15 protein-coding genes are annotated in these 14,035 nt (G+C 58.2%); 5 read left to right on the top strand and 10 right to left on the bottom strand.

Features of this window, described 5'->3' with window-relative positions; genetic code table 11:
- Window position 1 precedes the first annotated feature (1 nt).
- The 6 genes from pheT to infC form a co-directional block, all read right to left on the bottom strand.
- The gene (pheT, locus tag PL597_RS05975; protein ID WP_271364757.1) at window positions 2–2,425 is read right to left on the bottom strand and encodes a phenylalanine--tRNA ligase subunit beta; all 2,424 of its coding nucleotides are present in this window, start codon (window positions 2,423–2,425) and stop codon (window positions 2–4) included.
- Between the two features lie 24 nt (window positions 2,426–2,449).
- On the bottom strand, window positions 2,450–3,532 hold the full coding sequence (pheS, locus tag PL597_RS05970; RefSeq protein ID WP_271364756.1) for a phenylalanine--tRNA ligase subunit alpha: 1,083 nt from the start codon (window positions 3,530–3,532) through the stop codon (window positions 2,450–2,452).
- Window positions 3,525–4,403: a lipopolysaccharide kinase InaA family protein gene (locus tag PL597_RS05965; RefSeq protein ID WP_173987901.1), complete on the bottom strand. Its 879-nt coding sequence runs from the start codon at window positions 4,401–4,403 to the stop codon at window positions 3,525–3,527. The genes pheS and PL597_RS05965 overlap by 8 nt, the downstream gene beginning before the upstream one ends.
- A gap of 164 nt (window positions 4,404–4,567) precedes the next feature.
- Window positions 4,568–4,972, bottom strand: a complete 405-nt coding sequence (gene rplT / locus PL597_RS05960) for a 50S ribosomal protein L20 (RefSeq protein WP_003493358.1) — start codon at window positions 4,970–4,972, stop codon at window positions 4,568–4,570.
- Between the two features lie 40 nt (window positions 4,973–5,012).
- Window positions 5,013–5,216 (bottom strand): 50S ribosomal protein L35, encoded by a 204-nt coding sequence (gene rpmI / locus PL597_RS05955; RefSeq protein ID WP_003493355.1) that lies wholly within the window; start codon window positions 5,214–5,216, stop codon window positions 5,013–5,015.
- 189 nt (window positions 5,217–5,405) lie between these two features.
- Window positions 5,406–5,942, bottom strand: coding sequence for a translation initiation factor IF-3 (infC, locus tag PL597_RS05950; protein WP_077224822.1), 537 nt, complete (start codon window positions 5,940–5,942; stop codon window positions 5,406–5,408).
- 187 nt (window positions 5,943–6,129) lie between these two features.
- On the opposite strand from infC, the gene PL597_RS05945 reads away from it, so the two are divergent.
- The gene (locus tag PL597_RS05945; protein WP_271364755.1) at window positions 6,130–6,918 is read left to right on the top strand and encodes an alpha/beta hydrolase; all 789 of its coding nucleotides are present in this window, start codon (window positions 6,130–6,132) and stop codon (window positions 6,916–6,918) included.
- Window positions 6,919–7,037: 119 nt separating this feature from the next.
- Window positions 7,038–7,652: a transglutaminase-like cysteine peptidase gene (locus PL597_RS05940; protein WP_089153251.1), complete on the top strand. Its 615-nt coding sequence runs from the start codon at window positions 7,038–7,040 to the stop codon at window positions 7,650–7,652.
- Window positions 7,653–7,709: 57 nt separating this feature from the next.
- On the opposite strand, the gene mbfA is transcribed toward PL597_RS05940, so the two are convergent.
- Window positions 7,710–8,693: an iron exporter MbfA gene (gene mbfA / locus PL597_RS05935; RefSeq protein WP_077984483.1), complete on the bottom strand. Its 984-nt coding sequence runs from the start codon at window positions 8,691–8,693 to the stop codon at window positions 7,710–7,712.
- Window positions 8,694–8,834: 141 nt separating this feature from the next.
- Here mbfA and PL597_RS05930 point away from each other — a divergent pair, with 141 nt between their 5' ends.
- The gene (locus PL597_RS05930) at window positions 8,835–9,305 is read left to right on the top strand and encodes a group III truncated hemoglobin (protein ID WP_137409607.1); all 471 of its coding nucleotides are present in this window, start codon (window positions 8,835–8,837) and stop codon (window positions 9,303–9,305) included.
- 162 nt (window positions 9,306–9,467) lie between these two features.
- Window positions 9,468–10,571 (top strand): TRAP transporter substrate-binding protein, encoded by a 1,104-nt coding sequence (locus tag PL597_RS05925; protein WP_077984484.1) that lies wholly within the window; start codon window positions 9,468–9,470, stop codon window positions 10,569–10,571.
- 6 nt (window positions 10,572–10,577) lie between these two features.
- Here PL597_RS05925 and PL597_RS05920 read toward each other — a convergent pair whose 3' ends face one another.
- A complete protein-coding gene (locus PL597_RS05920; protein WP_269833579.1) occupies window positions 10,578–11,672 on the bottom strand; it encodes a helix-turn-helix domain-containing protein in 1,095 nt (364 codons plus the stop codon).
- Window positions 11,673–11,815: 143 nt separating this feature from the next.
- Here PL597_RS05920 and PL597_RS05915 point away from each other — a divergent pair, with 143 nt between their 5' ends.
- Complete coding sequence (locus tag PL597_RS05915) at window positions 11,816–12,892, top strand: alpha/beta hydrolase family protein (protein ID WP_137409606.1); 1,077 nt, start codon at window positions 11,816–11,818, stop codon at window positions 12,890–12,892.
- Between the two features lie 5 nt (window positions 12,893–12,897).
- On the opposite strand, the gene PL597_RS05910 is transcribed toward PL597_RS05915, so the two are convergent.
- On the bottom strand, window positions 12,898–13,425 hold the full coding sequence (locus PL597_RS05910; RefSeq protein ID WP_271364754.1) for a GNAT family N-acetyltransferase: 528 nt from the start codon (window positions 13,423–13,425) through the stop codon (window positions 12,898–12,900).
- Between the two features lie 21 nt (window positions 13,426–13,446).
- Window positions 13,447–14,028, bottom strand: a complete 582-nt coding sequence (locus PL597_RS05905) for a helix-turn-helix domain-containing protein (protein WP_416372219.1) — start codon at window positions 14,026–14,028, stop codon at window positions 13,447–13,449.
- Window positions 14,029–14,035 lie beyond the last annotated feature (7 nt).

The following is a 14,035-nucleotide window of genomic DNA, read 5'->3' as shown; positions in this document are numbered from 1 at the left end:
CTCAGGCGCGCAGGACGCCGCCCGTCGATTTCTCGACATTGCCGACGATCTTGGCCGTCAAGGCTTCGAAATCCTCGTCCGTCAGCGTCTTGTCGACCGGCTGGATCTGGACCTCGATGGCTACCGACTTGCGGTTTTCGCCGAGCGAGGCGCCTTCAAAGATGTCGAAGACGTTGACGCCGGCGATCAGCTTGCGGTCGGCGCTTGTAGCCGCCTTGATGATGGCGCCCGCTTCCACCGACTTGTCGACCACGAAGGCGAAGTCGCGCTTCACCGCCTGGAAGGGTGAAAGCTCAAGCGCAGGCTTGGTGCGGGTTGCCTTCTTCTTCGGCTCCTGCATGGCGTCGAGATAAATCTCGAAACCGCAATAGGCGCCGGAGACATCCAGTTCGGACAGCGTCTTCGGGTGGAATTCACCGAAATAACCGAGCACGACCTTCGGACCCATCTTGATGGTGCCGGAACGGCCGGGATGATACCAGGAGGGGCCGCCGGCCTCAATCTGCACATTGGCCATAGGCAGGCCGCAGGCTTCGAGCACCGAAAGCGCATCGGCCTTGGCATCATAGACATCGACCGGCTTACCGCCGCCCTTCAAAGCATTGGACCACATGCGGCCGCTACCCGCCAGCGAGGCCGTTCCACGGCGAACGCCGCCGGCAACGCGGCGTTGCTTATCAGGTGTATCGCCCTCATAGGTGCCGGAAACCTCGAAGATCGCGACGTCACCATAGCCCTTGTCGGCATTGCGCTGTGCGGCGGTCAGCAGGCCGGGCAGCAGCGAGGGCCGCATGTCAGACATATCGGCCGCAATCGGGTTTGCGAGCTTCAGGGCCGGCGAACCACCGCCGAAGAGTTTCGCCTGCGCTTCCGGGATGAAGGACCAGGTGACGGCCTCGAGCATGCCGCGGCTTGCCAGCGCACGGCGCGCGGTGCGGGTGCGGATCTGCAGCGTGGTCAGGATACGGCCGTTGACGGCACCGAAGCTTTCCAGCGGTTCCGGCTTGATGTTATCGACGCCATGAATTCGCATGACTTCTTCCACCAGATCGGCCTTGCCATCAACATCCGGGCGCCAGGACGGCACGGTGACGGATACGCGCTCGCCCGTTCCCTCGACGCCGAAACCGAGCCCCTTGAGAATGGTGAGACTCTCCTGCGCCGACACTTCCAGACCTGTCAGGCGCTTCACCTCCGTCAGCGGGAAATCCACGACCTTTGGCTGATGGCCCTTGTAGCCAACGACTTTGGCTTCCCCGGCAATGCCACCGCAGAGTTCCAGAACCAGCTCGGTGGTGCGTTCCAGACCCGGAACCATATATTCCGGATCGACACCGCGCTCGAAACGATAACGCGCATCTGTGATGATGCCGAGCGAACGGCCGGTCTTGGCGATGTTGATCGGATCCCAGAGAGCGGATTCGATCAGCACGTCGACGGTGTTTTCATCGCAGCCGGAATGTTCGCCGCCCATAACGCCGCCAATGGACTCGAGGCCTTTTTCATCGGCGATGACGACATTGTTCGGACCGAGCTTATATTCGCGCTGGTCGAGCGCGAGGATGGTCTCGCCTTCTTTCGCACGGCGAACCGTGAGATCGCCTTTGACCTTGGCGGCATCGAAGACGTGCATCGGCCGACCCTGATCGAAGGTCATGTAGTTGGTGATGTCGACAAGCGCATTGATGGGGCGCAGGCCGATTGCCATCAGGCGCTGCTGCATCCATTTCGGGCTTGGGCCATTCGTCACGCCGCGCACGATGCGCAACGAGAAGCCGGGGCAAAGGGCAGTGTCGTCCAGTTCCAGCCTCACGTCCACAGGCGTTGCGCCTTCCACCTTGAAGGACGGCGCGGGTCTCGTCTTCAGCTTGCCGAGACCGGACGCGGCGAGATCGCGGGCGATGCCATAGATCGAAGTGCAATCCGGACGGTTTGGCGTCAGATTGATCTCGATGACCGGATCGTCAAGTCCGGCATAGGTCGCGAAAGACGTGCCGACCGGCGCGTCTTCCGGCAGATCGATGATGCCGTCATGATCGTCGGAGATGTTGAGCTCCTTTTCGGAGCACATCATGCCGTGGCTTTCCACGCCGCGTATCTTGCCGACTGCAAGGGTGACGTCGATGCCCGGAACATAGACGCCCGGACGCGCGAGCGCACCGACGAGGCCGGCGCGTGCATTCGGCGCGCCGCAGACGATCTGCACCGGTTTGCCGTCTCCGGCATCGACCATCAGCACCTTGAGGCGGTCGGCCTCGGGGTGTTTTTCAGCGGAAACCACCTTGGCAATGACGAAAGGCTTGTAGGCCGCCTTGTCATCGACGTCTTCGACCTCGAGGCCAATTGCCGTCAACCGTTCGCAGATCTCGTCCAGCGTCGCATCCGTTTCGAGATGCTCTTTCAGCCAGGAAAGAGTGAATTTCATGTCTTTGCTCCTTGGCTAACCGGATTAAACGCTCAGACCGCCGAATAGCGTCGGCATGTCGAGCGGGCGGAAGCCGTAATGGGTCATCCAGCGGACATCGGCGTTGAAGAAATCACGCAGGTCAGGCATGCCGTATTTCAGCATTGCGATGCGGTCGAGGCCCATGCCCCAGGCAAAGCCCTGATATTCATCCGGGTCAAGCCCGCCAGCGCGCAGCACATTGGGGTGCACCATGCCGCAACCGAGGATTTCCATCCAGTCCGTGCCTTCGCCGAACTTCACGATTGGGCCAGAACGGTCGCACTGGATATCCACCTCGAAGCTCGGCTCCGTGAAGGGGAAGAAGGATGGGCGGAAGCGCATGACGACGCTGTCGACCTCGAAGAAGGTCTTACAGAACTCTTCCAGCACCCAGCGCAGATTACCAACATGCGCCTTCTTGTCGATGACAAGACCTTCGACCTGATGGAACATCGGCGAATGGGTGGCATCGGAATCCTGACGATAGGTCTTGCCCGGAATGACGATGCGGATCGGCGGCTTCTGGCTTTCCATGGTGCGGATCTGCACGGGCGAGGTGTGCGTACGCAGCACCTTGCGCTCGCCGTTTTCATCCGGTGGCAAGAAGAAGGTGTCGTGCATTTCGCGGGCCGGATGACCTTCCGGGAAATTCAGCGCCGTGAAGTTGTAATAGTCGGTTTCGATATCCGGACCTTCGGCGATCGAGAAACCCATATCCGCGAAGATAGCGGTGATTTCATCGACGATCTGGCTGATCGGATGAATGCGGCCGCGCTCGGCCGGAGACTGGCGCACCGGCAGGCTGACATCCACCGTTTCCGCCTTAAGCCGGGCGGCGATGGCCTCATCCTTCAGCGCGTTCTTGCGCTCGCTAATGAGGTCGGTGATTTCGGTCTTGAGCTGGTTGATGGCAGCGCCACGCGTCTGCCGCTCTTCCGGCGTCATGCTGCCAAGCGTCTTCAAAAGCTCCGAAACCGAGCCTTTCTTGCCAAGCGCAGAGACGCGCACGGCTTCGATGGCCGGCTCGTCGGCAGCGGCGGCGATCTCCGACATCAGTTGCGATTTCAAGGTATCAAGTTCAGTCATCTTTTCCTGCCTTGCTGGACTTTTTTACAGCGGCGTCGGTGTTCACAGCATTCATCAGATAGTCGGTCGCCATGATAAAGCGTCGCAGATCACTACCCATCCGCACGCGCCCGATCAACCGGGCAAGCGGTAAAAATCGCCCGAGAATGCGGGTCAGGCGGCTTAATTCTTCGACTGCCCGCAGTGGGGCGTTTTCAAGCCAGCGTGAAAAGGCCGCATCGCGGGTTTTAGGGGCATCACAGGCACGGGTCGCGACCTGCAGAAACAGCAGCCAGATATCGCGGGCCTGCGCCGTTTCAAGCGGCATGACCTCCTGCGGGCGCTCCTCGAAATCCATGAAACCGACACGGCCGTCCTTTAAAAAGAAATCACGCACATGCGGGCGACCGTGGCAGAGGCCCGCAGCATGCAGCTCGCCGAGCGCTTCTGCGGATTTCACAAGCAAGGCGTCATGCTCTACCGGATCGGACGACTTCAGCGCATCCATCCGCTCCATGAGCGTTGGGCCGACATCTCCCAGCACCACCGCCGTGCGTGAAGAATAGATCAGCGGCGGAACCGGGAAGCCGCGTTGCTGGAACTGCTGCAATGTTTCCAGTTCTCGCTGCATGAGGCCCGCACCGTCAAGCGGTTCGGAAGGACGAAGAAAAGTGTAGGGCAGAAGTTTCGACAGCAGCTTCTGCATTTTCATCCACCAGGTCACCCGTTCCGTGCCCTGCCGTTTGATCCACACCGTCAGCTGCGAAAGCTCGACCTTCTGAATGCGCCGGTCACTTTTCAGGAGGACGCGCATCACGGTTGCGATATCATCGTCTTCGAGATGAACGCGAAAACCTTCCGCTTCCACAACCTCACTTTTATTGACCAGCATTTCCATCCACCAAGGGTTTCGCTCCAAACGGCGTGAATACTCCAACTCTTCTAAATTTCTAAATTAAAAAATACCGATGGAAATTATCAGCAGCTCAAAACGAAAAACCCGCGCCGGTTTCCCGACGCGGGTTTCAAATGAACAACAGATTGTCCGCGCCGTAATTACTTTACAGCGGTTTCAAACTCGTTGGCCGTGCCGGCATCCTTGAGGTACTCAAGCGCCTTCTTTGCTGCTTCGACGAGCGCGCCGAATGCTGCCGGCTCATGGATAGCCATGTCGGACAGAACCTTGCGGTCGACTTCGATGCCAGCCTTGTTCAGGCCGTCGATGAAGCGGCCATAGGTCAGGCCGAATTCGCGAACAGCAGCGTTGATACGCTGGATCCACAGAGCGCGGAAGTTGCGCTTGTTAACCTTGCGGTCGCGGTAGGCGTACTGCTTGGAACGATCCACGGCGGCCTTTGCTGCGCGGATGGTGTTCTTGCGGCGGCCGTAGAAGCCCTTGGCTGCCTTGAGTGTCTTGGTGTGCTTGGCGCGGGAAGTTACGCCACGTTTTACGCGTGCCATGTCATGATCTCCTTAAAGTGTCCAAAAGTGCGGAAAAGTCTCAGAGACCGTTCGGCAGGTAGTTCTTGACGACCTTCTTGCCGTCAGCTTCGGCGAGAACCATGGTTCCGCGCGCGTCGCGAATGAACTTGTTGGTACGCTTGATCATGCCGTGGCGCTTACCGGCGGCAGCTGCAACAACCTTGCCGGTGGCGGTGATCTTGAACCGCTTTTTTGCAGCGGACTTCGTCTTCATCTTGGGCATTTTGCTACTCCGTTTTTGTATCGAAACAGGCAGACGAGGCCTATTTCAAGCTATTCAGGAACGGCCTCGGCATGCCCTGCCGGACCGTTCGGACGCGCGCTTATAACCGCAGTCGGCTAAAAGCGCAACGGGGAAAGCAAACTTCCCCTTGCGATGGCTATTCATGCGGCCTTAAAAGGCTGGCGCAAGTTATTTCGGGGCGAGAACCATCATCATCTGACGGCCTTCGAGCTTCGGCTCGGCTTCCACCTTGGCAATCGCCTGGGTGTCTTCCTTCACCTGGAGGAGAAGCTTCATGCCGAGTTCCTGGTGGGCCATTTCACGGCCACGGAACTTCAGCGTCACCTTCACCTTGTCACCTTCGTCAAAGAAACGGTTCATCGCCTTCATCTTCACGTCATAATCATGCGTGTCGATGTTGGGGCGCATCTTGATTTCCTTGACTTCGACGATTTTCTGTTTCTTGCGCGCTTCAGCGGCCTTTTTCTGGGTCGAGTACTTAAGCTTGCCGAGATCGAGGATCTTGCATACCGGCGGCTCTGCGTTCGGCGAAATCTCGACGAGATCGAGACCGGCCTCTTCCGCCATTTTCAAAGCCTGATCCGTCGGCATGCTACCGAGGTTCTGGCCCTCTTCATCAATAAGCTGAACTCTGGGAACCCGAATTTCCCGGTTGGAGCGCGGCCCCTCCTTGACGGGGGCATCGGCTTTGAAAGGTCTGCGAATGGTCGTATTCTCCTGATCTGTTTCTGGATCACGTCAACAAAAAACAGCTTGTTTGGTACAAGTGGCGGAAATGTCGTTATTGCCGCGGCGAAGTCAATAGCATATCTGCCCGAAAAGATCACCTGTTGCCACGGATTTTGCAAATACGCCGCCGATATTGCAGGAAAATCAGGAGAATTGCATATACATGACCGAACAAGCCATTGAATTTCTGCATATAGGAATGGGCGATGACGCCCGCAACATTGCCTTCCTTCATCGCCGCGCAACATCGCAACAGGACGCGCCCATGCTCGTCTGGTTGGGCGGATACCGTTCCGATATGACGGGCACCAAGGCAATTGAGCTTGACCGCTTCGCCGCGGAAAACGGCCTTGGTTGCCTGCGCCTCGATTATTCCGGGCACGGGGCTTCCGGCGGTGATTTCAACAAAGGCACGATCTCGAGATGGCTCGAAGAGGCACTAGCGGTGGTGCGTGCAAAAGCGCCGTCACGGGTCATTCTCGTTGGCTCGTCGATGGGTGGATGGATTGCATTGCGCATGGTCGAGGAGCTTCGCAAGGCGGGCGGCGCACCCTCCGTCGCCGGTCTGGTTCTCATTGCGCCTGCGCCTGATTTCACGCAGGAACTGATAGAGCCGAGCCTTTCGGATGCGGAAAAAGCCTCTCTCGCAGAACGGGGTTACTTCGAGGAACATTCGGAGTATAGCCCCGAGCCCAACATCTTCACCCGCGCACTGATGGAAGACGGAAAGCAGAACCACGTGCTCACGGGCATCATCACCACCGACTGCCCCGTCCACATCCTGCAGGGCATGCGTGACCCAGACGTTCCCTATCAGCATGCTTTGAAACTCATCGAACATCTTCCTGCCGACGATGTGGTGCTGACGCTGATCCGCGACGGAGACCATCGGCTTTCCCGACCGCAGGATATCGAGCGGATGCTCGCAGCTGCCAAAGCCCTTGCAATATAGGCATTTGCGCAACGCTCTTAACCATATTCAGCGAGTCTTGAGGACCGCCGTTTGCTAATGATTGACTCGCACCCCCGATCCCTCTTAACTTTTCATTAAGAATTTAAGGGACGGGTTTCATGATGAACGCACCGCTGGCGCGTGCGCTGCTGTTTGCAGTTGCCGCCGGGCTAATGACTGCCGCCTCCGCCACCGCGGAAACCAAGGGAAGCCCTTCCATGGTGACGGGCGGTATTACCTCCCAGCCGATCGGCCATTACGAGTTCTGTCAGAAATATGCCGACGAATGCAACATCCGTAGCAAGGTCACGCCGCCGCCGCGCGTTACCGAATATGGCTGGGGCGTCATTCGCGAGATCAATACGTCCGTCAACACGACCATCGTGGCGATGACCGACCAGGAAATCTACGGCAAGGACGAGGTCTGGGAATATCCGACGACCGCCGGCGACTGCGAAGATTTCGTGCTGCTGAAGCGCAAGAAGCTGATCGAGCGCGGTTTTTCCGTCGCCGATCTGCTGATAACAGTCGTGCGCAAGCCTGACGGCGAAGGCCATGCCGTGCTGACGCTCCGCACCACGGACGGTGATTACATTCTCGACAACCTCACCGACGACGTGAAGCTGTGGACCGACACCAACTACACCTATCTGAAGCGACAGGCGTCCTTCAACACGGGCCGTTGGGTCTCCATCGAGGATGGCCGCGACGTTCTGGTTGGCGCATTGCGCTGACGCTTAAAGTTCCGCGTCTGAGAGATTGGAGCCCGCGGTAGCGGGCTCTTTCTTTTCTCACCCGTTACCGATGATAATACCCGCCGCGAGCACCAGCGAACCACCCAGCACCACCTGAAATACGGCGCGAAGAAACGGCGTTTCCATGAAACGGTTCTGAATGAAGGCGATAGCCCAGAGCTCCACGAAAACAACGATGGCGGCAATCGCCGTTGCTGTCCAGAAATGCGGAATGAGATAGGGTAGCGCGTGGCCGAGACCGCCAACGGCCGTCATGATACCCGAGGCCAGGCCGCGCTTCAGCGGTGATCCACGGCCGGAAAGCTTGCCATCGTCGTGGGCGGCCTCTGTGAAGCCCATGGAGATACCCGCACCGACGGAGGCGGAAAGACCGATGAGAAAGGTCTGCCAGGTATCCTGCGTTGCAAAGGCGGCCGCAAAGATCGGCGCGAGCGTTGAAACGGAACCATCCATCAATCCCGCGAGACCGGGCTGCACATAGGTCAGAAGAAATTGCCGCCTTGCGGTTTCCGCCTCTTCGGTCTTGCCATCCTCATCGAGATGTTTCTCTTCCAGCATCTGCGCGATGTCTTCATGCCCCCGCTCCGCCTCGGCCAGATCGCCGAGAAGCTTGCGCGTCGAGGCATCGCTGGTGCGTTTGACGGCCTCATCGTAAAAACGGATTGCCTGGGCTTCCATCAATTCGGCCTGGCCGCGGATTTTTTCCAGCGACAGATTCTTCACCAGCCAGTCCGGGGTGCGCTCATAAAAACCACGTACATGTTCGCGACGGATGAGCGGGATCGTCTCTCCGAAACGGCGGCGATGCATGTCGATCAGCACGTTTCGATGCTGCTGCTCAACCTCGGCCATATCATCGAAGACTTTCGCCGATTGCGGATATTGCACACGCAGATGATCGGCATAGGAACGATAGATGCGGGAATCGTCTTCTTCAGACGAAATTGCGAGCGCTAGGATTTCCTGTTCGCCAAGGGAAGAAAAGGGACGTTTGGACAGGGAGAAAAGACTACGAAACATGGCTGAAACCTTTTTTAGAATAATTCTAAATACATCTCCGCCGCGACAGGATCAAGTCATTTTAGAATAATTCTAACAAGGCAAAGGGTCGCATTGCGGGTCGCATCGCAGCAGGGTAAATTCGCCCAAAAAGGAAACACCATGCAGGACGACATTGCGGCCAGAGCCACCCACAGCGCGGAAATTCAGGACAGGGCGGAAAAAGCCATGGCTGCGATCGGCGTGGATGCCGGATTTATCGATGTGTTGGTGGAAACATTTTACGGACGCGTTCTCGCCCATCCCACGCTCGGCCCGGTTTTTGATGCACGGCTTGACGGGCGCTGGCCGGAACATATGACAAGGATGAAACAGTTCTGGGCGGCAGTGGCCTTCAAGAACGGCGGTTACGGCGGCAAGCCCGTGCAGGCGCATCTCGGCGTAAAGGGCATGTCGGCGGAGCTTTTCCCGCAATGGCTTGCGCTTTTTTCAACCACGCTCGACGATATCGCGCCGAGCAGACAGGCCCATGACTGGTTCATGGAAACGGCCGAACGCATCGCCAGAAGCCTGACACTTTCGCTGTTTTACAATCCCGCACTGGACGACCCGGCGTTGATGCGCAGCAAATGATACGGAGAGACGTGAAGAAGCAACATTCGCCAAGCATTACCGATGATCACGCAAGTTTCGAACATTCCCTCTTGATGACCGCAAGGATAAATGATTAGTAGCCGGCGGGAGGCGTACCGTACGGTTCGCCCGTCATATGCAGACATAGCAGGGCTTATCGACATGGATCGCAGATCATTTATCCGCAAGGCGGGCGCTCTTAGCGCCGGTGTTACAGCAACGGCGCTTGCCGCTCCGGCCATTGCACAGGAAAATCCCAAGATCACCTGGCGCATGACATCGTCCTTCACCAAGGGCCTCGACATTCTTTTCGGGGCCGGCCAGATCGTCGCCGACCATGTCAAGGAAGCCTCCGGCGGCAACTTCGTCATTCAGCACTTTGCCGGCGGTGAAATCGTGCCAGCGTTGCAGGCGGCGGACGCGGTGACGGCCGGAACCGTCGAAATGGCGCATACCTGCGCCTATTATTACGTCGGCAAGGACCCGACCTTCGCACTCGGCACCTCGGTTCCCTTCGGCCTCAACGCGCGCCAGACAAATGCCTGGTTCAATCAGGCCGGCGGCAATGAGCTGCTCAATGAATTCCTTGCCCAGCACAATATCTATTCGATCCTTCTCGGCAATACCGGCGCCCAGATGGGCGGCTGGTTCCGCAAGGAAATCAACACGATCGATGACCTCAAGGGTCTGAAGATGCGCATTGCCGGCCTCACCGGCCAGGTGATGCAGAAGGTTGGCGTGACACCGCAGCAGATCGCCGGCGGCGACGTTTATGCCGCGCTGGAAAAAGGCACGATCGACGCTACCGAATTTGTCGGCCCCTATGACGACCAGAAGCTCGGCTTCTACAAGGTCGCAAAATACTACTACTATCCGGCATGGTGGGAAGGCGGCCCGGCCGTTCATGCCTTCGTGAACCTGCAGAAGTTCAATGAACTGCCCGAGAACTACAAGCGCATTCTGAAGGATGCCTGCGCCGCCGGCAGCGCCAGCATGCTGGAACGTTACGATGCGCGCAATCCGCAAGCCCTGAAGGAACTCGTGGCGCAGGGCGCTATCTTGCGCCCGTTCAGCCAGGAAATCCTCGATGTCTGCCATAAGGCGGCGCAGGAAACCTACGCGGATATTTCGGCCAAGAACGAGAGCTTCAAGAAAATCTACGAGAGCCAGCAGGCCTTCAAGAAGGACGCTTATCTCTGGGCGCAGATCGCTGAATATACCTACGACACCTACATGATGATCCAGCAGCGTAACGGCACGCTCTGATTCCCATCATTTCCCGACGATCTTCAAACGGTCATCCGGCATCTGCCGGGTGGCCGTTTTGTTTGGCGAGACCAGCTTCCATACCTGCCGTTCACGCCAGTCCACCGGGCTCATGCCGGTGACGCGGCGGAATTCCCGGTTGAAGTTGGACTTGGTCTGGAAACCCGAGGAAAACATGATCGCCGTTACCGATTGCTCCGTCTCTTCCAGCAGCCGGCACGCTTCGCGGATACGAAGTTGGTTGACATATTGCGAGACATTGATGCCGAGGGAACGATTGATGGCCCCGGAAATCTGCCGGCTTGGCAGGCCGAGGCGTCTGGCCAGCCGCGTCAGATTGAGGTTCTCGTCACGGTAAAGCGCCTGTGTTGTCATCAGTTGGTCGAGGCTTGCCACAATGTCTCGATCCTGTTTCGATGGTTCCACCGAAAGCGGCGATTCCTCAGCAAGCTCTATAGCCGCTTGCGGTGCTTTGCTTTTTCCAGCCATAGCGGCCATCAGACCGATCAACAACAGCCCGAAAAGATTGGCATTGCTGACGAGTGCGGCGACATTCTCTCCGTGCGCCCCTTCAAAATCGAGAAACACCAGAAGGTCGAACAGTGCCGAAACGCAAAGGGCAATGGCAGCAATGATGAGCGCCCCATGCGCCGAACTGACGCTGGCGAATTGCGCCTCGTCCAGCCCATCCGGCCCCCTTCCTCCAAGAAGAAGCAGTGCGGCGGCATGGCCGACAAAGATGAGGATCAAGGCAAGATCGATCGCCACCGGCAGGGCGAACTCGAGAACGATGATCAACAGAGGCGAGAGCACAAGACCTGCCAGCATCGTCCTTCTGCTGTCTGCCCCGACCCTCATCAAGCCGCGAAAGGCGATATAGACAAGTGGTGGCAGGCAGGCGGCGAGAACCGGCAGGACATAACGCACGGCATTGACGCCATACCCCCAGCGCAGGCCGACAAGAACCGATTGCGCCGCACAAAGCGCGATCAGGGCCAGAAAGGCGCGGTTCGTCCGCACATCGTCTCCGCTTCGGAAAAAGACGATGAACATGACGACCAGCAGAAGCGCCACGACGAATGGCAGGGGAATGAAAAGCACGAAAGAATATCCCGGATCGACGATCTATTGCCCTGTCATGGACCAAATCGCGTTTCGGTACGACCTCAAACGTGATCAAGGACGCATTTATACGTCCAAAAAAGAGAACGGGAGCATCCACCTTGTCAAACGGAGAAGCTCTCATGACACTGAAAAACACCCTCGTCGCACTTCTGGTATGCGCGGCGTTTTCCTCGCAGGCATTGGCTGCTGATGACGTTGGACTTCTGAACGTCCCGGTGTCCTCCAAGGCGCGCAACACGGACCTTGATGTGACAATTTGGTATCCGGCCAAAAGCGGGACCGGCACGCCCGCTCTTTCTGGCGATAACCGCATATTTCAGGGGATGGCAGTGCGGAAGGACGCGTCCATCAAGGACGGACATTTCCCACTCGTGCTGATCTCCCATGGTTCCGGCTCGCGCGCGGAGGCCATGGCGTGGATTGCGGCGAAGCTCGCTAGCGAAGGCTTCATCGTTGCTGGAACCAACCATCCCGGCACGACCAGCGGCTATTCCACACCTGCGGACACGCCGAAAATCTGGGAACGGACAGACGATCTTTCCTCGATTCTCACGGCGCTGACGACGCAAGGCAAATGGTCAAGCGTCATTGATGCGCAGAGGATCGGCGTCCTTGGGTTTTCGCTGGGCGGCAGCGCGGCAATGGAGATTTCGGGCGCACGCGCCGATCTCAACGCGTATAGGCGCTATTGCGAGGATTATGCGGCGATGATGGATTGCCAGTGGTTCGCCGGCGGCCGGGGTTATGTCAATAACGAGCCGGTCAGCGTGCCGAAGCTCGACCTCAGAACCATCGATAAGACGCAGTTCGAGCAGCAGAACCGCGATCCCCGCATCCGTTCCGCCGTGCTCGTCGATCCCGGCCTGGCGCTCGCCTTCCAGCTGGAGGGCCTGAAACAAATCGATATTCCACTGACCTTCATTAATCTCGGCGGCAAAGGGAAAATACCGCCGGCTGTGCTGGCTGACAAACTCGCAGCCGAGGTGCCCGGTTCAACCTATCAGCAGGTGGATGAGGCAAACCATTTCAGCTTTCTGCCCCTTTGCAAGCCGGAAGCCGATGCGTTTCTCAAATCCGTCGGTGAGCGCGATCCGATCTGCGAACCGGCCGGGCCGCGCGACCGTGCAGATATTCATGCTGAACTGGAAAAGATGATTGTTGCCGCCTTCAACCGCACGCTGAAGCCAGGGCAATAGGCAGCCTAAACGCTCTGGCCGATCCGCTTGTAAAAAAGGGTCGTGCCGCAATAACGCCCATCGGGAAACAGGGCGTAGTCAGGAATGACGCCGACCCGCTCCCACCCGAGACGGGGATAGATCGCCTCCGCATCGCTGCCCGTGGCCGTATCCAGCACCAGAAGGGTGCGGCCACGCTTCGCCGCCTCTTCTTCCACCTTCTGCATGAGTTCGCGGGCAAGTCCGAGACCGCGCGCCGAGGGATGCACGAGAAGCTTCATCAGATCGCCGCGATGCGGCTGGTTGGGTTTGGAAGCGAGGCCCACCTGTACGGTGCTCACCACCATGCCATCCACTTCCGCCACCACATGAATTGTGCCGCCTAGTCCCACGGCAGCTGCCACATCCCGCCAAAATGACTCGGCGTCCCGTGGGGAAAAGGGCAACATGAAACCAACGGATGCGCCGCCGTTCACGCAGGTGGAGAGGACTTCGCAGAGTTCCGGCAGGACGTCGAGCGTCTCTTGCCCGTTCAACACGCGGATTGTGGCCATAAAAACTCCTGTCAGGAAAAATCAGCGCTGTCTTTGATCCAGCACGACGGCATAACGGGCGGGTTTTTCGGAAGGATTGTGAAAGACATGCCCTTCTCCAACCGGCATGAAAAGGCAATCTCCGGGTTCCATCAGATGCACGACATCGCCGCTCGTCATCTCCAGAACGCCTTCGAAGAGCCAGACATATTGCGTCATGCCCCGGCTTGCCGCATGCGGCGGAAAACCGACACGCGTGCCTGCTGGAAATTCGACTTCAACGATATCAACGTCAGACCCCATACGTGGCGGGGAGATGGCGCGGCGTACATAGCCCGTCTCCGGATCTTTCCAGAGCTGCTGATCCCGCTTTCTCACCAGGGGGGAAACAACCTCTTCGTCTTCGGCGAAGAAACCGGAGAGCGACAGGCCAAGTGCTGCGCAGATGCGGGCGAGCAGCGACGCCGTGGGGCTCGCCTCTCCACGTTCGATACGGGAAATCATGGCTCGGCTGACGCCGGATTCGGACGCTAGCCTGTCCAGCGTCAGGCCGTTTTCAGCCCGCAACGTTTTGATCCGCTCGCCGATCGAGCGATCGAGAATATGATCTTCGTTTTCCATCATATGAGAA

Origin of the sequence: Agrobacterium sp. ST15.13.013 (assembly GCF_027956525.1) — a bacterium.
Classification (GTDB): Bacteria; Pseudomonadota; Alphaproteobacteria; order Rhizobiales; family Rhizobiaceae; genus Agrobacterium; species Agrobacterium salinitolerans.
The sequence above is the reverse complement of the archived record's forward strand: the minus strand, read 5'-3'. Positions and strand labels throughout refer to the sequence as shown.

Excerpts from the sequence above, each read along its gene's own strand:
- PL597_RS05910 (WP_271364754.1), bottom strand. The coding sequence starts at position 13,425 with ATGGCCACAATCCGCGTGTTGAACGGGCAAGAGACGCTCGACGTCCTG.
- rplT (WP_003493358.1), bottom strand. The coding sequence starts at position 4,972 with ATGGCACGCGTAAAACGTGGCGTAACTTCCCGCGCCAAGCACACCAAG.
- PL597_RS05905 (WP_416372219.1), bottom strand. The coding sequence starts at position 14,028 with ATGATGGAAAACGAAGATCATATTCTCGATCGCTCGATCGGCGAGCGG.
- PL597_RS05965 (WP_173987901.1), bottom strand. The coding sequence starts at position 4,403 with ATGCTGGTCAATAAAAGTGAGGTTGTGGAAGCGGAAGGTTTTCGCGTT.
- pheT (WP_271364757.1), bottom strand. The coding sequence starts at position 2,425 with ATGAAATTCACTCTTTCCTGGCTGAAAGAGCATCTCGAAACGGATGCG.
- pheS (WP_271364756.1), bottom strand. The coding sequence starts at position 3,532 with ATGACTGAACTTGATACCTTGAAATCGCAACTGATGTCGGAGATCGCC.
- PL597_RS05940 (WP_089153251.1), top strand. The coding sequence starts at position 7,038 with ATGATGAACGCACCGCTGGCGCGTGCGCTGCTGTTTGCAGTTGCCGCC.
- rpmI (WP_003493355.1), bottom strand. The coding sequence starts at position 5,216 with ATGCCCAAGATGAAGACGAAGTCCGCTGCAAAAAAGCGGTTCAAGATC.
- PL597_RS05945 (WP_271364755.1), top strand. The coding sequence starts at position 6,130 with ATGACCGAACAAGCCATTGAATTTCTGCATATAGGAATGGGCGATGAC.
- PL597_RS05915 (WP_137409606.1), top strand. The coding sequence starts at position 11,816 with ATGACACTGAAAAACACCCTCGTCGCACTTCTGGTATGCGCGGCGTTT.
- PL597_RS05925 (WP_077984484.1), top strand. The coding sequence starts at position 9,468 with ATGGATCGCAGATCATTTATCCGCAAGGCGGGCGCTCTTAGCGCCGGT.
- PL597_RS05930 (WP_137409607.1), top strand. The coding sequence starts at position 8,835 with ATGCAGGACGACATTGCGGCCAGAGCCACCCACAGCGCGGAAATTCAG.
- mbfA (WP_077984483.1), bottom strand. The coding sequence starts at position 8,693 with ATGTTTCGTAGTCTTTTCTCCCTGTCCAAACGTCCCTTTTCTTCCCTT.